This is a genomic window from Nonomuraea phyllanthi (assembly GCF_006334985.2).
Taxonomy (GTDB): domain Bacteria; phylum Actinomycetota; class Actinomycetes; order Streptosporangiales; family Streptosporangiaceae; genus Nonomuraea; species Nonomuraea phyllanthi.
In genome coordinates this window covers 1-20,164 of the sequence record NZ_VDLX02000012.1, presented here as the reverse complement: position 1 = coordinate 20,164, position 20,164 = coordinate 1, and the positions used below count along the sequence as shown (strand labels likewise).

Here is a 20,164-nt window from a genome sequence, read left to right as displayed (position 1 = left end):
TTCTACCTGAGCTTCGGATCGAGCGCGTCGCGTACGGCGTCGCCCATCATGATGAACGCGAGCACCGTGACGCTGAGGAACGCGGCGGGGAAGAACAGCGGCAGAGGCGCCTCCAGGAACCGTGTTCGCGCGTCGGCGATCATGAGGCCCCAGGAGATGTCCGGCGACTGCACGCCCACGCTCAGGAACGACAGCGCGGCCTCGGCGGCGATGTAGCCGCCCAGGTTGATCGTGGCCACCACGATGACCGGCGCAAGGGAGTTGGGCAGCAGGTGGCGGAGCATGATCCGCCCCGCTCCGGCACCCAGCGCCCTGGCCGCGAGCACGAAGTCCTGGTTCTTCGCGGTGATCACGGCCGCCCGCATGATGCGGAACGTCATCGGCCAGCCGAGCACGCCCAGCGCGGCGATGACGAGGATGATGCTGTTGATCCGGCCGCGGAACGTGGCACCGATCAGCAGCGCGCCGAGGATCGGGGGGATGGCGAAGAAGATCTCGGTGAACCGCGAGGACACCGCGTCGACCACGCCGCTGCGGAAGCCGGCGATCATGCCGAGCAGGCTGCCGATGAACGTGGTGACGAGCGTGGTGAACACGCCGATGATGATCGAGTTGCGAGCGCCGTAGATGACCTTGGCGTAGACGTCGCAGCCCAGGTTGTCCTTGCCGAAGATGTGGCCGGCGCTGGGCGCCTGCCTGGCCGTGGACAGGTCGCAGCTCCTCGCGTCGAACGGGTCGATCGAGGTGAAAAGCCACGGAAAAGCGGACATGACCAGCAGGATCAGGATGATGATCACCGACATGATGAACATCGGCCTGCGCCTGAGGTCGTACCAGGCGTCGGACCACAGGCTGGCCGGCTTGGCGTCCTTGGCCTTCTTGCCCGGTTGCGGGGGCGCCGGGGCGGTGACCGTGTCGGTGGCGAGGCTCTGCGTCTCCGGGAGTCCGGGCCCCACCGACGGGGTTGGGTTACTCATAGCGGATCCTCGGGTCGAGCACGGCGTACAACAAGTCGACGACCAGGTTGGCCAGGATGTAAATCAACACCAGGACCGTCACGATACCGACGACGACCGGCTGTTCTCGCAGGTAGACACTGTTGAACAGCTGGTTCCCGATTCCCGGCAGGTTGAAGATCGACTCTGTGATCACCGCGCCGCCCATGAGGTTGCCGAGGTCGGCGCCCAGATAGGTGACCAGCGGGATCAACGCGTTGCGCAACCCGTGCCTGCCGATGACCCGGCGTCTGGACAGGCCCTTGGCCGTGGCCGTGCGGATGTAGTCCGCTCTCAGCGTCTCCGCCAGGCTGGTCCTGGTGAGCCTGGTCAGGTACGCGATCGACGTTCCCGCGAGCACGAACCCCGGCAGCAGGTAGGCCCGCCAGCCCGCCGACGTGCCGGCGACGGGGAAGATGTCCGCCCCGGTCCACTGCTTGAGCTTCACGCCCAGGATGAGCTGCAGCACGAAGCCGCTCACCAGGGTGGGCACGGAGATCAGCAGCAGCGTGGAGGCGAGGATGGCGGTGTCGGTGGCCTTGCCGCGGCGCAGCGCCGCCCACAGTCCCAGGCCGACGCCGATGATCGCCTCCATGACGAGGGCCATCAGCGCCAGGTTCAGGGTGACCTGGAACTTGCCGAGCAGGAGCTCCGAGACGGGGACGTCGGCGAAGGTCACGCCGAAGTCGAGACGCAGGAACACGCCGCTGATGTAGTACCAGTACTGCAGCAGCAGCGGATCATTGAGGTGATATTGCTCGCGCAGGACCTCGGCCACCGCTGGGTCCGGGCGCTTGTCTCCGAAGAGCGCCGCGATGGGGTCACCTGGCAGCGCGAAGACGATGACGAAAATGAGTAGGGTGGCGCCGATCAGGACGGGTATCGCCTGGATCAAACGCCTGATGACATAACGGCCCATACAAGCCCTCCGGTACATGACTTGGAGGCAGCACCCGGAGCCCGTGGTTCACCCGGCTCGGGTAACTGCCTCCAAGCTCAGTCGTCCGACAGGTGGACGGCAAGAGCCGCCCACCTCGCGAATGACGGTCAGGCCTTCTCCACCTCTGCCCAGTTAACCTGGTTCAGCAGGTTGAGCTTGACGTTCTTGACCTTGGTGGAGTGCCCGAAGTTGCTCCGGTAGAAGTAAATCGGGATGTACGGAAGGTCCTTGAGCAGGATGTCATCGGCCTGCTGGTAGAACTGCAGCCCCTCCTCGGGGGTCGACGCCTGGTCGCCCTTGGCCACCAGCTCGTCGAACTCCTTGTTGGAGTAGCCGCCGTAGTTGGAGCCGGTCTCGATGGCGCCGGTGCCGAAGATCGGGGTCAGGTAGTTCTCGGCCGACGGGTAGTCGATGGCCCAGCCCATACGGAACAGGCCCTTGTACTCCTTGGAGTCCAGGGCGTCCAGGATGCCCTGGAACTTCTCGAACGGCTTCGGCGTGACCTCGATGCCCAGGTTGGCGCGGAGGTTGTTGGCGACGGCCTCGATCCACTCCTTGTGGCCACCGTCGTTGTTGTAGCCGAGCTCGATGCTCTTCGGGCCGCCCGCGGAGTCGTACAGCTTCTTGGCCTCGGCCGGGTTGTACGTGCACGCGGTGCAGGCGCCCTTGCGGTAGCCCGGGATGGCGGGGTTGATGAAGTCGTCGGCGGGCGAGCGGGTGCCCGAGAAGACCGTCTCGGTGATGGTCTCCCGGTCGATGGCCATCGAGATGGCCTTGCGGACGTCGACGTTCTTGAAGTCGGGGTTGTACTTCAGCGGCACGCCGATGTAACCGACAGCGGCGTCGGGCTCGTCGAAGTAACGGTCCCCGAGCGCCGCCTTGGCGCTGTTGATCGTCGAGGCCGGCAGGGAGTCGTGGATGTCCAGGTTGTCGGCCTGGAGGTCGTTGTACGCGGTCTCCGAGCTCGTGTAGATCTTGAACTGGAGCTTCTTCCAGTTCGTCGGCTTGGTGCCCGGGAACTTGTCGTAGACCGTCAGGTCGATGGACTGGTCGGTGCCCTTCTTGTAGGGCTTGTCCACCTTGAAGAGGCCCTGGCCGATCGGCTGCTCGCCGTAGGCCTGGGTGATCTTGCCGTCGGCGCCGAGGGCGACCTCGGGCATCGGGTAGAAGGCGGTGTAGCCCAGCATGGTCTTGAACTGCGAGAACGGTGCCGACAGCGTGACCTCGAGAGTGAGGTCGTCGACGACCTTGAGACCCTTCATCTCCTTGGTCGTCGGCGTCTTGCCCTCACCCGGGTGCACGTCCTCGTAGCCGTCGATGCGGCCGAAGAAGTAGGACGAGCTCATGGCGTTGTCCTGGTTGGCGGCGTAGTTCCACGCGCGGGCGTAGTCCGCGGCGGTCACGGGCTTGCCGTCGTGCCAGGTGTAGCCGGACTTCAGCTTGATCGTCCAGACCTTGCTGTCCGTCGTGGTGATGGACTCGGCGGCGGCCTCGACTGGCTCCTTGTTCTCGTCGTAGTTCACGAGCGGCTCGAAGACCGCGGCGAGGACTTCGGCGCCTTCGGTCTCCGTCGTGTTCTGGGGGTTCAGGAGCTCCTGGGGCTCACCGATCTCCATGCGGACCGGCGTCTCGTCGCCGCCCGCGGCAGTGCCGCCACCGTCAGAGGCACCGCTGCCGCACGCGGCGACCGCGAGGGCGAGCAGCGCGGTACCGGCGACGATCCGTGCGCCCTTAGTAACACGCATGGTGAAAGAATTCCTCCCTCTACAGGTGGGCGTAAGCGCTGAGCTGCGGTGATCGTGAGCAGCCTGACGGGGGTTCCTGGTGTTCCCCCGGGTTTGGCTGACATGGTCAAACCAGCCGACGCCCTGCCAGTCGATCGCGACTATCCCTTACTACTTGCCACCAGGGAGTCTCTGGCGCGTTGCAGTTCGGTCACACGTGTGCCAATCCAGCGTCACAGACATTCAGCTCAACAAGCATCAAATGGTACAGACACCCCGTAACGGGTATTGCAGGGACCTGAACAGTCGATGAAAATTACCCCCTACACGAGAGCGGTCGTGCCCTTCCCACCACGCCCCGGCTCCCTGGGCTACGGTTGAGCAGGTCTTGGTGACGCCTTGGGGAACCCGGCGTCCCCGGACCTCCGTCCAACAGACTGTCGCCAACCCCGTGTGACAGGCACTTCACCGACCTGGATCCAATAGAGTCCTTGCCATGAGCCAGCCGGAATCCGCTGTCGCGGACGCCCAGGCGGGCGGCCGAAGCGGGCAGGAGCCGCTGGCCAAGCTCGCCAAGAGATACGGGCTTCGCCGTGCCATCGCGCGGCCGAGGTTCCCTGTCTATCTGCGCCAGCTCTGGGAGCGGCGACACTTCATCCTGACGTACGCGACCTCGCGCACCGTCTCGAAATACTCCAGGTCGGCTCTCGGCCAGCTGTGGCAGGTGCTGACCCCGCTGCTGAACGCCGGCATCTACTGGGTGATGTTCGGCATCATCCTCGGCGGCAAGAACGGCATCCAGAACTACCCGGCGTTCCTGCTCACCGGCATGTTCGTCTTCACCTACACGCAGCGGACCGTCACCGCGGGCGCCAAGTCGATCTCGGGCAACCTGTCGATGATCCGGGCGCTGCACTTCCCCAGAGCGTCCCTGCCGCTCGCCTACACGATCCAGGAGCTCCAGCAGCTCGGCATCTCCATGGCCGTGCTCCTCGCCATCACGGTGGCCACCGGTGAATGGCCCACCTGGTTCTGGCTCATGATCCCCGTCGTGCTGGTGCTCCAGACGATGTTCAACATCGGCGCCGGCCTGATCGTCGCCCGGCTCGGCGCCTCCATGCGCGACCTCAACCAGCTGCTGCCGTTCATCACCCGCTTCTGGCTCTACGCCTCCGGCGTCTTCTTCTCCATCCAGGACAAGGTGGTGGGGGCGGCCAAGCTGCCCCAATGGGTGGCCGACGTGATGTATCTCAACCCCGCCGCCTCCTTCATCGAATGGATGCGGGAGATCCTCATCACGTCCCACAATCCGGAGTTCGGCCACCACCCCCCGACGATGGTGGTGGTGTCTTGCGTATTCTGGGCGGTGTTCGCACTCGGCTTCGGCTTCTGGTACTTCTGGCGGTCCGAGGAGAGGTACGGGCGTGGCTGAACTGACCAAGGAGCTGTCACAGGTGAAGGGCGAGAAGCCCGCCGTCCCGGGCAAGGATGTGCGCGTGCATCCCAAGCCGGAGCCCCAGGGCAAGCGGCCGCTCGACGTCCCCACGGGCACTCCGACCGTCATCGTCGACGACCTCCACATCGTCTACCGCGTCTACGGCGCCGCCTCGGAAGCCGAGAAGGGCAACGCCGTCAACGCCCTCACGCGCATCCTCAAGCGCCAGGGCCGGCCGCAGATGAAAGAGGTCCACGCGGTCAAGGGCGTGACCTTCGTGGCCTACCACGGCGACGCCATCGGCATCGTGGGGCGCAACGGCTCGGGCAAGTCCACGCTGCTGCGGGCCATCGCGGGCCTCCTCCCGCCGCACAAGGGCGCCGTCTACACCGACGGCCAGCCCTCGCTGCTCGGCGTCAACGCGGCCCTCATGCGCGAGCTGACCGGCGAGCGCAACATCGTCCTCGGCTGCTACGCCATGGGCATGACGCCCGCCGAGGTCCGCGAGAAGTACCAGGAGATCGTCGACTTCTCCGGCATCGACGAGTTCGTCCAGCTGCCCATGTCCACCTACTCCTCCGGCATGGGCGCCCGCCTCCGCTTCGCCATCTCCTCGGCCAAGACCCACGACGTCCTGCTCATCGACGAGGCCCTGGCCACGGGCGACCGCGAGTTCCGCAAGAAGAGCGAGGAGCGCATCCGCCAGATCCGCGAGTCCGCCGGCACCGTCTTCCTCGTCGCCCACGACCTGAGGGTCATCGAGGAGACCTGCAACCGCGTCATCTGGCTGCACAAGGGCAAGATCAAGATGGACGGCGACCCGAAGGAAGTCATCGCCGCCTACAACAAGGGCTGACCCCTTCCCTCTCCCCTGCCCCCTCTCTCCTTCCCTCTCCATTCGATCGCGCGTGCGAAACACGCGCGACCGCTGTGACGAATGACTGACAGGGAGCCTTGCGTTCCGATAGGATTCGAACGTCAATTCGATCCGAGGGTCGCTGATGGAGTGGGAGCGCGCGATGGTGGAGCTTTCGGCCGCGATCGACCACCTGGCCACCGAGGACGTGTCCGAGATTCCCCGGACGCAGCTCGCCGAGCAGCTGCTGGAGCTGCACTGGCAGATGGCCAGGCTCCAGGCCCAGATAGCCCGCCGCACCGGCGTCCGCCTCCCCTAGGCCGACATCGCCTCCCCACGTCGCCCACAGAACGCCCCAGGGGCCGCACAAGGGCCTAGGAGACACCTCCCCGGCTTCCGGCCCCACGAGCAACCCCTACACCGCCCGAGCGGCCACCCCAAGCCCGAACAGCCCCCTCACACCAGAGCCGGGCGCCGTCCAGGGGCGGGGACACCGGCGGACCGGGCATGAGGCGACAACCGGCCAGAGCGCGCGATGGACGCGCCCGGCGCCCGTCGGCCGCGCCCGGAGCGGGTTGACGGAGGGGTGCACAGTGGCGGCTCGGGGCGGGTGACCGGCTAGGTGGCCAGCGGCGCGCACGACGGCTGGGCGCGGTGCGCGACACCCGGGCGTGATGCGCGATGGCGGGCCCGGGGCAGGGTGACGAGCGGCGCGCACCGTAGGGACCGAAGGAACACGGGTGGGGGCGTCGTGCAAAACCGGGCGGGGATGTCGTGCAAAGCCATGTGGGGATGCCGAGCGGCGAGCACTGCGCCAGGTGAATGACCGACCAAGGGCGCTTGGGTAGGGGGCGGAATCGGCCGGTTAAGGATGCGGCGTAACGGAGGCCGGCCATGTGCGGGTCAGTAGGCGTCACCCTGGAGGCCCTCAGCCACGCACTGAGGGTGGCGGTAGCCGCGGCCGTGCCGTAACAGATGGATACGAGGATGATGGCCGTGCCGCAGATGGATGGAGAAATGGGGCCGCCGGCCCTGGGGGCCGGCGGCGGGCTCGTGGGGCGCCGCCGCCCTGCAGTGGCGGCGCCGTTCGCGAGCCAGGGCGCGGGCGCGTCCGCCCGGGCCCGCCATGAGGCCGCCCGCTCGCGCGGGGCCTCGCAACCGACGCGCGTCAGTGCCTCGGGCGCTCGGCACCTGTGAGCGCTCCGTCGGCCTGCCGCGTCAGTGCGACGACGTTTCCCGTTCGGCCCCCGCCGACCTGCCGCACCAGAACGGCGGCGCCGGCCTCCAGCGCCGGGACGAACGGCATGCGGGCCGCCGAGTCCCGGCGACGGCATGGCGTCCCGGCAGCGGCTTGCGGCGTGTCACGCTGGAACGGCGGTACGCGGACCACCGCGCCAGTGCGACGGCACAACGGCCTGCCGCCCCGAGCCTGCCGCGCCAGAGCGGGCGCGAACAGGCCGTGCGCCGGCCGCTAGCCAGGCCGTACACCGGTGGCTGCGGACACCGTGCACATGCGGACACCGTCCACAAGCGGACACCGTGCACCGGCGGACGCGCGGACCGCCGCGCCAGGCGGGAGCGGTCAGTCGCCGTGCCGGGCGGGCGCGGGCAGCCGTCGTGCCGGGCGGACGCACGCGGACCGGCGCGCCCGAAGACGCACACACCGCCGTGCGCCAACCGAGACACCCACGGACCACCACGCCGCCTCGCCGGACGAAAGCGAGCCACCGCCACGCCCGATCGAACACGTACGAACCACCACACACTCAACCGAACACGCACAAACAACCGCACACCCCACCAAACGCGCACGAAGCACCGCGCGCCCAAGCGGACCTCAACGGATCACCATCGCGCCCATCTGGGCCTCGACGGATCACCACGGCGCCCACCCGGGCCTCGGCGGATCACCGCCGCGCCGGTCGGACCTCGGCGGATCACCGCCGCGTCCACCCGGACGCGATGGATCCCACCGTGCCGACCAGGCACGGGGAGCCGCCACGCCGCCTTGGACGCGCGGATCGCCGCGCCGCGGGATCGGGAAACACGTCGTCAGGGAACAGCTGGGGCGCCGAACGGGGTCGTCGTCGCCGGCACGGCCGGTTCCCGGGCGTCGGCACCTAGGACGCCCGCGAACCGCCACGCCGGTTCCCGGCGAGCCACCGCATCTACGGCGCCTCGGTCGCGTCTAGTCGCGAACCCAGGAGTCCCGCACCGAGCTCGTCAGCGCGTCGGTGGTCCATCCAAGCGCGGTCAGCACGTCACCGTAGCTGCTGGTGGCCTTGGTGCCGTTGGCGGCGACGAGGCCGGAGGCGTCCTCGACGAGCGGAGTGAGCTCGTCGACGGAGGCGGCCCGCGTGGTGCCCGGCAGGGCCTCGATGACCGGCGCCATCTCGGCGGGCGCGACCTGCCCGATCGTCGGCGACAGCCGGCCGCCGGCGGCCATCGGCAGCGCGCGCTTGGCGGCCTGGCCGAGGCCGGCCACGACGTTCTCGGCCGACAGGGACCCGACGCCGCCGGTGGCGCCGGTCAGCGTCTTGACCGTGGCGGTGCTGCCGCCCAGCAGGCCGGTCGCGGGGTCGGGCAGCAGCCCGCCGCTGTTGACCTTGTTCACCGTGCCGGCGACGCTCGTCGCGCCGCCGGCGTTCATCGCTTCGCCGACGGACTTCTTCAGCAGGCCCGTCGCCGCGTCGTAGGTGCCGCGCAGGGTCGAGCCCTCGGTCACGACCTGCTTCTTGTCCTGCGGCGCGCCCTTCACCGAGGGCGCCACCGGCTCCGCGAGGCGCGCCGCGCCCGCCAGGACGGGCACGGGCAGGGACTCGGTCAGGCCCCCTCCGCCGAGCGAGAAGCCGCCGACGATCGGCGACAGCTCGGGCAGCGCCCCGCCGTGGTGGGTGGCGTCCTCCGCCGCGTTGGGCGTGGTGGCGTATCCGCGCTTGTTCCTCGGCCCCCGCCGGCTCTTGGCCGCGGCGTCCAGCTCGGCCTCCGTCATGGGGCGGGCGGCGGACTTGGCCTGGGTGCCGCCGGCCAGCAGGCCGTTCAGCAGGCCGCCGCCGACCAGGCCGCCCAGCAGGCCGGTGATCGGGCTGCCGACCGAAGTGGTGCCCCCGCCCGGGCCGTCGTACCTGGCGGTGTTGTATTGAACTTCCGCTTGGGCAGGCGCGGCCAATGCCGCCGCCAAGCCGAATGCTGTGACGGCGACAGCCGTCCTGACTACTCGATTCATGATTGCCTTCCCGGCTCGTGATCGATCGCTCGCGAATGCGGTGGAAATGCGAATCGATAACCCCCGAATGCCGTGGCGGGCGCGCTATGGGCACCACATGAAGCGTGCCGTCACGGCTGAGCTACGGAAGCAGTTCTATCACTGGTTGTGATCGGCCGCAGGCGCATGAATGCCCAAGTAGCAGGGGTTTGCAGGCCGCTTACCGAGTGAGGGAGAGCGTTGAGCGAGGAGACAAAACGGGAAATAGACGGGCCTTGTTTCCGATAGTGCGCGCGTACTGATCGGCGCGGATGGCGCGCGGCGGAAGATCGGGTGCGGGAAGCTTTGGACCGCGTACACGAAATCTTGGATAAGCCCCCGGCGGCCCGCGCACAAAGGCTCGCGAAACAAATGTCGCGGGCCGGGGGCGCGGATATTCTCCGCCGCGCCCCCGGCCCGCGCGGGGCCGGTCAGGCGGGCAGAAGGGCGTCCTCCGCCTCGAACGGGAAACGGTCGGCGAAGGCCGGCCGCAGGTCCGTGAGCCACACCGCCGACGGGTCGTAGCGGGCGAAGAACGGCCGTCCCACCAGGGAGGGGTCGCGGGCCTGGATGAAGTGGAGCATGAACACCTGCTCCCCCGCGATCTCGGTCACGCCGTCGACGCACACCTTGCCCGGCGTCGCCGACATCGACGGGCCGCGGACCGTGCGGCAGAGGCCGGAGACGCTGGAGTACGCGTCCCGGAAGATCTCGTAGGCGCGCGCCAGCGGCACCGCGAAGTAGTCCTGGGGGCCCGTGTCGCGTTCGACGAACATGTAGTAGGGGATCATCCCCATCCTGAGCTGCCGGCGCCACATGTGCGACCAGACGGCGGGATCGTCGTTGATGGACCTGATCAGCGGGGCCTGGGTCCTGATCGTGGCGCCGCTGTCGAGCAGGCGCTTGACCGCCGACTCGACCAGGGGCGACTCCAGCTCCCGCGGGTGCGTGAAGTGGGCCATGAACGCGAGGTTCTTGCCCGCGTTCGTCACTTCCTCGAACATCTTGAGCGTGGAGTCGGCGTCGGGGTCGGTGGTGAAGCGCTGGGGCCAGTAGGCCAGCGACTTGGTGCCGATCCTGATCGACTCGATCTGCTCCAGATCCATCAATGGATCGATATATCGCCTGATGACCGGTTCGCCCATGATCATCGCGTCGCCACCGGTGATCAGCACGCTGGTGACCTCGGGATGGCGGCGAATGTAGGCCACCATCTGGTCGATGTCGTCGGAGGCGAACTTCAGGTCCGCGTCACCGACGAACTGCGCCCACCGGAAGCAGTAGGTGCAGTACGCGTGGCAGGTCTGCCCCTGCTTCGGGAAGAACAGCACGGTCTCGGGGTATTTGTGCTGCATACCCGGCACGGGCTCGTCGTCCATCTTCGGGACGTTGAGTTCCTTCTGGCCCGCGGGATGCGGGTTGAGCTGTGCGCGTACCCGGTTCGCCTCGGCCTGGATCTCGGCGTTCGGCGCCTCGGCCTTGAGCAGGTCCGCCAGCGCGGCGACGTCGGCGGCGGGGAGCATGTCCTCCTGCGGGAAGACGAGCCGGTAGATGGGGTCGTCGGGCGCGGCCGACCAATCTATGAGTTCATCGACGACATAGGCGTTGGTCCGGAACGGCAGCACCGTGGCCACGGCGCGGACCTTCAGCCGCTCCTCGTCGCCGAGCCCCGCACGCTTCAGGAGCTCGTCAAGGTGCTTGGACGTGTACGCCTTGAAGCGTCGCGTGCCAGCTTGGTTCAAGATCACTAGGCCTTTCCCATCTTTTTTGTTCGATCTGATGTAAACCTCACGACCCCGTCGCGCGTCTACGGTTCTTAATACCGGGACGGTGGCAGTGGCGTCACCGGTTCCGCTGGACTCCAAGTTTTCCTTGAGGTTTGCGGGCACTCGCGACATATCGCGATTCGTCATACACTGATTTGTCGTGACCCACGATCCGGACATGCGCGCCTCAGACGCCGATCGCGACCACGTGGCCGCGGTGCTGGCCGAGGCACTCGCCACAGGAAGACTCACCAGCGTCGAGCACGCCGACCGCCTGGACGTCACCTACGCCGCGAAGACCGTCGGCGAACTCGTGCCCCTCACCCGCGACCTGCCCGAGGTGTCCGCGTCCAGCGTGCCCACCACCATCGAGCAGCAGGTCATCGACTCGAAGTTCAGCAAGATCGCCCGCAAGGGGCGGTGGGTGGCCTCGCGCAACACCCGCCTGTCCGCCCGGTTCGGCGCCCTCATCATCGACCTCTCCGACGCGGTGCTGCCGGGGCGCGAGATCACCATCGAGACGAACGCCTGGTTCAGCAAGGTGATCGTGCGCGTTCCGGACAACGCGCACGTGATCGACGAGGGCAGCTCGATGTTCGGCAAGCGGAACGTGACGGGCGGCTCCCAGGCGGACGGGCCGATGATCCGGGTCACGGGTGCGTCGAAGTTCTCCAAGGTGATCGTGTCGCGCGGGATGGACGACTGGAACCTCCGCTGACCCACCGGGCCTCGGGACGACCGGCGCGCCGACGGGCGTGACCGGAGGCGCCGGGTGGACGCGCGCGGACGGGCGGGGCCGAAGGCGCGGGCGCGTGATGGGACTGGAAGGCGCGTACGAGGGAACCAACAGGGCCTACCCGCCGGTTAACCTGGCAGCTGCCTTGCCTACGATGCGGACATACCCGAGCCCGCGTTCCGGCCAAGCCGTGGCGGCGGGCTCGATGCCGTACGAGGTGACCATTGTCCGACAGCAGGCCCATCGCGCTCGACGCCATGGGCGGCGATCACGCACCGCACGAGATCGTGGCGGGGGCGGTGCACGCCGTGCGGGAGCGCGGCCTGTCCGTCGTGCTCGTCGGCTCGCCCCGCGTCCTCTACGAGGCGCTCGCCGACCACGACGCCACCAAGGAGGTCCCGATCGTACGGGCCGAGGAGGCCCTGTCGATGGACGAGGGCGCGCTGGCCAGCCTGCGCCGGCCCCGCTCCAGCATCGCCATCGCCTGCCACCTCGTACGGCGGGGCGACGCCGCCGCCGTCGTGTCGGCCGGGTCCACGGCCGGGATCGTGGCCACCGGCAAGCTCCGGCTCAAGGGCCAGCAGGGCGTGCTCAGACCGGCCATAGCGGTGGCCATCCCCACCCTCCCGAGGCCCACCCTGCTCATCGACGCGGGCGCGAACGCCGAGGTCAAGTCGGAGATGCTGGTCCAGTTCGCGCATCTGGGCACGGCCTACGCCGAGCTGTTGTACGGCATCGACGAGCCCCGCGTCGCGCTGCTCACGATCGGCAGCGAGGCCGAGAAGGGCAACAAGCTCGTCAAGCGCGCCCACGAACTGCTCCTGACCTCACCCGGCCTGCGCTTCACGGGCAACGTCGAGGGCCACGACCTGCTGTCCGGCAGGGCGGACGTGATCACCACCGACGGGTTCACCGGGAACGTGGCGCTGAAGACCATGGAGGGCGCGGTCCGCTACGCGTTCGCCGAGCTCAGGGACGTCGTCAGCGAGAGCAGGCTGGCCAGGCTGGGCGCCGCCATGCAGCGCTCGCGCATCCGCGAGCTGCGCCGCCGCCTCGACCCGGAGGCGTACGGCGGAGCCGTCCTGCTCGGGCTGAACGGCACCGTCGTCATCGCCCACGGCTCGTCCAGGGCGGGGGGCATCAGCGCGGCCTGCAAGCTCGCGGCCGAGCTGTCCGCGGGCGGGATCGTCTCCCGCATCGGCGAGAGGGTCGCCGCGCCGCATCGCTCACACAGACTGTGGTAACCCCGTAGTGTGTCACCGATCCACAGAAACAGGGGGTTATGTGGACGGGCTCATCACGGTTGCACCTGGGCTGACGTCGGCGGAGGCGGCGAAGGCCCAGCCGAACCATGTCCCGCGGCGGTCGAGCCGGTCACTGAGCGCGATCGTCAGGGCGAACGTCCTCACCCTGTTCAATCTGGTCATCGGCGTGCTCTGGGCGCTGGTGCTGATCTTCGGTGAGTGGCAGGACAGCCTGTTCGGGCTGGTCATCGTGGCCAACGTACTGATCGGGATCGTCCAGGAGTTACGGGCCAAGCGCACGCTCGACAAGCTCGCCGTGATCAATGAGGCCCCGGTGCGGGTACGCCGTGACGGCCGCGAGCGGCAGGTCCAGCCGCGCCAGGTCGTGTTAGGCGACCTCATCCTGCTGGGTCCCGGCGACCGCCTGCTGGTGGACGGCGAGGTGGTCGAGTCCGACGGCCTGGAGGTGGACGAGTCGCTGCTCACCGGCGAGGCCGACCCCGTGCACAAGGAGCCGGGCGACCGGGTGCTGTCGGGCAGCTTCGCGGTGGCGGGCACGGGCGCGTTCGTGGCCACGCGGGTCGGCACCGACGCGTACGCGGTGAAGCTGGCGGAAGAGGCCAGCAAGTTCCACCTCGCCCACTCGGAGCTGCGCGAAGGCGTGGCCAACTTCATCAAGTACATCACCTGGCTGGTCATCCCGATCGGCGCGCTGCTGATCTACAGCCAGCTCCAGCACACCGCCGACTTCGGCACCGCCCTCACCGGCGCGGTCGCCGGCATCGTCACCATGATCCCCGAGGGGCTGGTGCTGATGACGTCGATCGCGTTCGCCGTGGGCGTCATCCGGCTGGGGCGGCGCAGGTGCCTCGTTCAGGAGCTGCCCGCGATCGAGGGGCTGGCCCGGGTGGACGTGCTGTGCCTGGACAAGACGGGCACGCTCACCGCCGACGGCATGGAGCTCGACCAGGTGCTGCCCCTGCGCGAGAACCCTCAGGTGGAGGGCGCGCCGGTCGAGGACGCGCCGGCCATGGACGTGCCGGTCGAGGGGGCGCCGGTCGACGGTGCGGCGGCCAGGGACGCTCTGGCCGAGAGCGCGCTGGCGGCCCTGGCGCACTCCGACGGACACCCGAACGCCACCGCCCAGGCCGTACGGGACCGCTTCCCGCCTCCCGGCGAGGGGTGGACGGCCGTGCAGACGGTGCCGTTCTCGTCGGCGCGCAAGTGGAGCGGCGCGGACTTCGGGGATCGCGGCACATGGCTGCTGGGAGCTCCTGACGTCCTGCTCGACGGCGGCGACGGCTACCACCGGGCCGCCGAGCTGGCCGCCACCGGGGCGCGCGTCCTCGTACTGTGCCGCGCGCGACGGCTCCCGGACCCGGACGCCTTCACCTCCGCCGCCATCGGTCCGGAGCGGGCGGCGTTCCACGGCCAGGAGGCGGAGCCGACGCACAGCCCGGAGCCGACGCACAGCCCGGAGCCGACGCACGGCCTGGAGCCGGTGGCGCTGGTCACGCTCAGGCAGCGCATCAGGCCCGACGCGCACGAGACGCTCCGCTACTTCGCCAGGCAGGGCGTCACGGTCAAGGTCATCTCGGGCGACAACCCGGTCACCGTCTCCGCCATCGCCACCGCGCTGGAGATCCCGGACGCCCACCACGCCGTCGACGCGCGCACCCTCCCCCAGGACGACCAGGACCGGCTCGGCGAGGTGCTCGACGCGCACACCGTCTTCGGCCGCGTCAGCCCTCAGCAGAAGCGCCGGTTCGTCACCGCGCTGCAGGCGCGCGGCCACACCGTGGCCATGACCGGCGACGGCGTCAACGACGTGCTCGCGCTCAAGGACGCCGACCTGGGCATCGCGATGGGCGCCGGCAGCCCGGCCACCAAGGCGGTCGCGCAGGTGGTGCTGCTGGACAACACGTTCGCCACGCTGCCGCACGTCGTGGGCGAGGGCCGGCGCGTACTGGCCAACATCGAACGGGTCTCCAACCTGTTCCTCACCAAGACCTTCTACGCGATCGTGTTGTCGCTGCTCGTCGGGGTGTGCGGGATGATGTTCCCGTTCGCGCCCCGCCACTCCACCCTGACGAACGCCCTGACGATCGGCGTCCCCGCGCTCTTCCTGGCACTCGCTCCCACCCTCGAACGCTCGAAACCCGGCTTCGTCCCCAGGGTGCTGCGCTTCGCCGTGCCGGCGGGGGTGTTGTGCGCGGCGGCAGTGCTGCTGTCGTTCTGGCTCGCCCGGGGCGGCTCGTCCACCTTCGTCGAGAACCAGACGTCGGCGGTGATCACGCTCTTCCTCACCACCTGGTGGGTGCTCGTGCTGATCGCCAGGCCGCTCAACTGGTGGCGGCTCGCCCTGCTCGGGTCGATGGCGGCGGCCTTCGCGGTCGGCCTGACGATCCCCTTCGTGCGGGATTTCTTCGCGCTGCGACCGAACGACCTCACCGACAACCTGACCGCGGTCGGCATCTCGGTCGTGGCGGCCGCGGCGATCAGCGCCGCGGTCAAGCTCGCCGGTACCCTTAGAACATGACCGACCCGCAGATAATGCTCGCCGAGCGCGTCCAGCAGGCGCTGGCGCGCGCGTTCGGCGCCGAGCACGCCGACGCAGATCCGCTGATCCGGCCGTCCCAGTTCGCCGACTTCCAGGCGAACGTCGCGATGAGCCTGGCCAAGCGACTGCGACGGGCGCCGCGGGAGGTCGCCGAGGCGATCAGGGCGGAGCTGTCCGACTTCCCCGGCACGGTCGAGGTCAGCGGCCCCGGCTTCCTCAACATCACGCTCTCCGACTCGTGGGTCGAGTCCGAGGCCACGCGGATGCTGGCCGACCGGCGGCTCGGCGTCGGCACGATCACGCCGTCGCAGACCGTCGTGATCGACTACTCCGCGCCCAACGCGGCCAAGGAGATGCACGTCGGCCACCTGCGCACCACGATCGTGGGCGACTCGCTGGCCCGCCTGCACGAGCACCTCGGCAACACCGTGGTCAGGCAGAACCACCTGGGCGACTGGGGCACGCCGTTCGGCATGCTCATCGAGCACCTGCTCGACATCGGCGAGGAGACCTCGGTCGCGCAGCTGGAGGCCGGCCAGGGCACGGAGTTCTACCAGGCGGCGCGGGCCAAGTTCGACAGCGACGACGCGTTCAGGCAGCGGGCCCGGGTGCGGGTGACCACGCTGCAGTCGGGCGACCCCGAGACGCTGCGGCTGTGGCACGTGTTCATGGACGCCACCATCCGCTACTTCAACAAGGTCTACGAGCTGCTCGGCGTGACGCTGACCGACGCCGACCTCGCCGGCGAGAGCATGTACAACCCCATGCTGCAGCAGACCTGCGACGACCTGGAGGCGTCCGGGGCGGCGACGCTCAGCGAGGGCGCGCTCTGCGTGTTCCCGCCCGGCTTCACCGGCTCCGACGACAAGCCGCTGCCGCTCATCATCAGGAAGAGCGACGGCGGCTACGGCTACGCCACCACCGACATGGCGGCCATCCGCTACCGCGTCCACGACCTGAAGGCCGACCGCATCCTCTACGTCGTGGGCAACGAGCAGGCGCTGCACTTCCGGATGGTGTTCGCGGCGGCGCGGCTGGCGGGCTGGCTGCCCGAGACGGTGTCGGCCGAGCACGTCCAGATCGGCATGATGCTGGGCAAGGACGGGCGCAGGTTCAAGACCCGCTCCGGCGAGTCCGTCAAGCTGATGGACCTGCTCCAGGAGGCCGTCGAGCGGGCCAGGGGCGCCATCGCCGACCGGGGCTACGACGAGGCCACCACCCGGGAGATCGCGCACGCCGTCGGCATGGGCGCAGTGAAATATGCCGATTTGTCGGTCAGCCACGACAGCGAGTACGTCCTCGACTTCGACCGGATGATCGCCTTCACCGGCAACACCGGCCCCTACATGCAGTACGCGACCGCCCGGATCCGCTCCATCTTCCGCAAGGCGGGCGTGGACCCGGCCGAGGCGGCGGGCCCGATCGCGCTGGGCGCACCCGCCGAGCGCGCTTTGGGCCTCTACGTGCTGGGCTTCGGCGAGCTGGTCTCCCAGGTCACCGCCGAGTCCGAGCCGCACCGGCTGTGTGCCTTCCTCTACCAGACGGCCAGCCTGTTCAGCACGTTCTACGACGAGTGCCCGGTGACCAAGGAGGGCGTCGACCCGGAGACGAGGAAGCACCGCCTGGCCCTCTGCTCGCTCGTCCTGCGCGTGCTGGAGACCGGGCTCGACCTTCTGGGCGTCCCCGTTCCCGAGCGCATGTAACAGGCAGTTGACCCAAAGTCCCCAGATCCGCGGTGGGCGCGCCTCCACCTGGTTGGCGCGCCCGAGCGGCTAGGCTTTACGCGGTCATGAACAGAGGCCGAAATGGGGGAGTTCTCTGCCTTGAGCACGGACCTGACTGCGAGCCCCCCAGCAGCTCCGGAGTTGCACCGCTACGCCGAGGCGCTGCTGGCGCACCTCGCCGCCAAGGGCGCCGCGCCTCCCGCCGCACCGAGTTTCAGCGACATACCCGGCTATTGGCTGCCCCCGGCCGTCGAGGCACTGGTCGCCCTCCTTTCGGGCGATGATCCGCTCGACCCGCTGAGCCGGGCCGCCGGGCGCGACCAGCAGCAGACCGCGCTCTTCCTCTGCCTGGCCCTCGCGGTGTCCGGGCAGGGCAGCCGCATCCACGCGTCCTGGCTCGGCACCGCTTTCGGCGAACTGTCGCTCGACCGTCCGGTCTCGCACGGCCAGCGCTCGCTCTGGCTGGCCGCCGCCAGGGGCGCCTACGGCCCGGCCGGCAAGATCTTCGTGCTGCGCAAGCTCGACGCCCTGGCCGTGCAGGAGCACGCCGACCCCGAGGAGTGGGTACAGGCGCTGGTTCCTGGCGAGCCGTCGGTCGTCGTCCCGCCCTCGCTGGTCGACTTCCCGGAGATGGCCGAGATCCCCGAGCTGGCCAGGCCGGCGGTGGCCGCCGCCCGGCTGGCGAGGCTGCGCGGACGGTGCGCGGAGATCACCTCGGCACGGCAGACCGAGCGCGACCTCACCGGGGCTCTCGACAGGACCTCCGGCAGCCAGGGCACGACCTGGGCCGGCGACGAGCCGCTGGCCGTGCTGCGCTCCCTCATCGGATCGGGCGGCCCGGCCGGGCCGATGGCCTCGCTCCACTCGTACCTGCTCGACGACCTGCGCCCCGGCGCCGACCCGCGGCTCGCGGCCATCGCCCTGCACGTGGCGGCGCCGATCCTGCGCGGCGTGGCCGAGGAGCTGGAGGCCGACAGCAGCCTGGAGCCGCCCGCCACGATCACGGTGCCACTGCTCGGCCACCGCATCCAGCTGCGGCCCGAGGGCCCCGAGCCGTCGTCGCTCGCCGCCGCCGAGCACGCCGTCCTCGCGGACGGCATCGTGCCCCGCCCCCGCCCGTGGGCCGCCATGGTGCTGCTCGTGGCCGGAGTCGCCTGTTTCATCGCCACGCCGTTCGCCGGCAGCATCCTCCTGGCGGCCGCCGGTGTGGCCATGCTCGGGCTGGGCGGCTGGCAGCTCTGGCAGCGCCGCAAACTCGTCGAGGCCGACGCCCTGTACGCGGCGGCGCAGGTCAACGAATTGAGGGAGCTGGCCGAGGGCGCGGTGTGGGCGCTGCACTCGTACGCACGGGAGGCGGAGACCCGCGCCAAGCAGGCCGCCGAGGACGCCACCGAGCTCACCCGCCTGATCCGCCGCGGCCCCCGCGCGGCCTAGCAACGCGCGACCCTCTGCGACCTAGCTGACACAGCTCCTGCGGCCCAGCAGACACGGCCCCTTGAGGCTTGGCCGGGCGCGGCCCCCGTGGCACTGGTATGACCACCGCGCAGCTTCACAGGCCCCACAACCCGCTGCGGCTCCACGCCCACACATAACGCACCGTGACGCCGAGGGTGACCGCTGTCACCCCTCCGCCCATCATCTGAACCGTCTCCATCGCGGTTCAGGGCTCGCTGGAAACGGCCCGCGCTCGGCGAGCCACAGCCGCCCGGCACCCAGCACACCGGCCGGCACTCTCCGTGTCCGGACCGTCCTGGTGGCCCGGACACCTTCGGTCAGGTGGTCTCGATTTCCACGTGAGCGGGCGCGAGCAGGAAGACGCGGTCGGCGATGCGCTCGATCCGCCCCTCGCACCCATAGGCCAGCCCGGCGGCGAAGTCGACCATTCTCGTCGCCTCGGGCATCGGCATGCCAGACACATCCATGATCACCGTCTGACCGTCACGGAAGTGCTGGCCGATCAACGGCGCGTCGTTGTACTTGAGCGGCTGGATCATCACGATGCGCGACGAGTCGACGTTCGCGCGCCACCGCCTGGCGGCCCGTTCGGTCGCGGGGACGTACTCGTCCTCGTAGTGCTCGTCGTCTTCGTAGCCTTCGTCGTAGTGATCGACCCCGCTCAGGCCAAGGTAGCTCACCACCTTGCGCACTGCCCCCATCGGCTTGTCCTTTCCTCAGGAACTCACCGTAATCGGCACGTCCCTACACATTGGACGGTAACCGACGATTCCGCATTCGCCACGCGACACGCCCAGCCCTAATTCCATTTTGTACGGCTTGCAGCCCGCTTGCATCTGGATATCCGACCCCCGTACGCCCCTGACCACCCGCGCCTCTTCCCTGTCGGCCCCTTCACCGCACGGTTTTCAAGGGTAAACCCGCGGTGCCAGGCCCCGCTGGACTCTCCGCCTACCCGGTGGACGGATACAGAGGGTAACCAACGCGGGGTTCGTCTCGGCGGCTCGGCGCACGTCCGCTATTCGACGCGACAGCTCGAATTGGGCACGCCTCGAACCGGAAGAGAGGGGCACGCCTCATCGTGGATCCTCGAGGCGTGGGAAGCCGCGCACGGACTGCCGCCGGCGCTTAGGGGGCGGGGCCGTCCCGGGGACGCGCGCACCCGCACAACACAAAAAAAGGGGGTCCGACGCGCAAGGCGTCGAACCCCCTCCAAAGATTGTCCGGCGGTGACCTACTCTCCCACACCCTCCCGAGTGCAGTACCATCGGCGCAGAGAAGCTTAACTTCCGGGTTCGGAATGTAACCGGGTGTTTCCTTCCCGCCATAACCGCCGTAACCCCGAGAAACAGCACTGTTTGCTGTCTCAGAATCACATAATGGACGCGAGCAACACGACTAGAAAAGTCTGCTTTGTGGTCAAGTCCTCGGCCTATTAGTACCGGTCAGCTCCACACGTTACCGCGCTTCCACCTCCGGCCTATC

The 20,164-nt window shown here is 69.0% G+C and carries 14 protein-coding genes and 1 rRNA gene; 8 read left to right on the top strand and 7 right to left on the bottom strand.

The window, feature by feature from the left end; genetic code table 11:
• Positions 1-2: 2 nt before the first annotated feature.
• The 3 genes from FH608_RS29465 to FH608_RS29455 form a co-directional block, all read right to left on the bottom strand.
• Positions 3-977 (bottom strand): ABC transporter permease, encoded by a 975-nt coding sequence (locus FH608_RS29465; protein WP_139633899.1) that lies wholly within the window; start codon positions 975-977, stop codon positions 3-5.
• Positions 970-1,914 (bottom strand): ABC transporter permease, encoded by a 945-nt coding sequence (locus tag FH608_RS29460; protein ID WP_139633898.1) that lies wholly within the window; start codon positions 1,912-1,914, stop codon positions 970-972. The genes FH608_RS29465 and FH608_RS29460 overlap by 8 nt, the downstream gene beginning before the upstream one ends.
• Before the next feature lie 128 nt (positions 1,915-2,042).
• Entirely contained in the window at positions 2,043-3,680 is a 1,638-nt protein-coding gene (locus tag FH608_RS29455) for a peptide ABC transporter substrate-binding protein (RefSeq protein WP_139633897.1), read from the bottom strand.
• Between the two features lie 475 nt (positions 3,681-4,155).
• On the opposite strand from FH608_RS29455, the gene FH608_RS29450 reads away from it, so the two are divergent.
• The 3 genes from FH608_RS29450 to FH608_RS51710 all read left to right on the top strand — a co-directional run bounded on the left by FH608_RS29450 (position 4,156) and on the right by FH608_RS51710 (position 6,269).
• On the top strand, positions 4,156-5,091 hold the full coding sequence (locus tag FH608_RS29450) for an ABC transporter permease (protein WP_139633896.1): 936 nt from the start codon (positions 4,156-4,158) through the stop codon (positions 5,089-5,091).
• A complete protein-coding gene (locus FH608_RS29445; RefSeq protein WP_193318697.1) occupies positions 5,084-5,950 on the top strand; it encodes an ABC transporter ATP-binding protein in 867 nt (288 codons plus the stop codon). Before FH608_RS29450 ends, FH608_RS29445 begins: the two co-directional genes overlap by 8 nt.
• A gap of 163 nt (positions 5,951-6,113) precedes the next feature.
• Complete coding sequence (locus FH608_RS51710; RefSeq protein ID WP_193318723.1) at positions 6,114-6,269, top strand: hypothetical protein; 156 nt, start codon at positions 6,114-6,116, stop codon at positions 6,267-6,269.
• A 1,869-nt stretch (positions 6,270-8,138) separates the two neighbouring features.
• Here the strand turns inward: FH608_RS51710 and FH608_RS29440 are convergent.
• A complete protein-coding gene (locus FH608_RS29440; RefSeq protein ID WP_139633895.1) occupies positions 8,139-9,131 on the bottom strand; it encodes a hypothetical protein in 993 nt (330 codons plus the stop codon).
• Positions 9,132-9,625: 494 nt separating this feature from the next.
• Positions 9,626-10,942 (bottom strand): KamA family radical SAM protein, encoded by a 1,317-nt coding sequence (locus tag FH608_RS29435; RefSeq protein WP_139633894.1) that lies wholly within the window; start codon positions 10,940-10,942, stop codon positions 9,626-9,628.
• Between the two features lie 196 nt (positions 10,943-11,138).
• Between FH608_RS29435 and FH608_RS29430 the strand changes: the two genes are divergently transcribed.
• The 5 genes from FH608_RS29430 to FH608_RS29410 all read left to right on the top strand — a co-directional run bounded on the left by FH608_RS29430 (position 11,139) and on the right by FH608_RS29410 (position 18,658).
• Complete coding sequence (locus FH608_RS29430; protein ID WP_139633893.1) at positions 11,139-11,678, top strand: DUF1707 SHOCT-like domain-containing protein; 540 nt, start codon at positions 11,139-11,141, stop codon at positions 11,676-11,678.
• 242 nt (positions 11,679-11,920) lie between these two features.
• Positions 11,921-12,940 (top strand): phosphate acyltransferase PlsX, encoded by a 1,020-nt coding sequence (gene plsX / locus FH608_RS29425; RefSeq protein WP_226900022.1) that lies wholly within the window; start codon positions 11,921-11,923, stop codon positions 12,938-12,940.
• Positions 12,941-12,980: 40 nt separating this feature from the next.
• A complete protein-coding gene (locus FH608_RS29420; protein WP_139633892.1) occupies positions 12,981-15,479 on the top strand; it encodes an HAD-IC family P-type ATPase in 2,499 nt (832 codons plus the stop codon).
• A complete protein-coding gene (argS, locus tag FH608_RS29415; RefSeq protein ID WP_139633891.1) occupies positions 15,476-17,203 on the top strand; it encodes an arginine--tRNA ligase in 1,728 nt (575 codons plus the stop codon). Before FH608_RS29420 ends, argS begins: the two co-directional genes overlap by 4 nt.
• Positions 17,204-17,323: 120 nt before the next feature.
• The gene (locus FH608_RS29410; protein WP_226900021.1) at positions 17,324-18,658 is read left to right on the top strand and encodes a hypothetical protein; all 1,335 of its coding nucleotides are present in this window, start codon (positions 17,324-17,326) and stop codon (positions 18,656-18,658) included.
• Positions 18,659-18,996: 338 nt separating this feature from the next.
• Here the strand turns inward: FH608_RS29410 and FH608_RS29405 are convergent, their stop codons facing one another.
• Both FH608_RS29405 and rrf read right to left on the bottom strand, forming a co-directional pair.
• Entirely contained in the window at positions 18,997-19,380 is a 384-nt protein-coding gene (locus tag FH608_RS29405; protein ID WP_139633890.1) for a cell division protein SepF, read from the bottom strand.
• Between the two features lie 520 nt (positions 19,381-19,900).
• A 5S ribosomal RNA gene (gene rrf, locus FH608_RS29400) occupies positions 19,901-20,017 on the bottom strand.
• Positions 20,018-20,164: the final 147 nt, after the last annotated feature.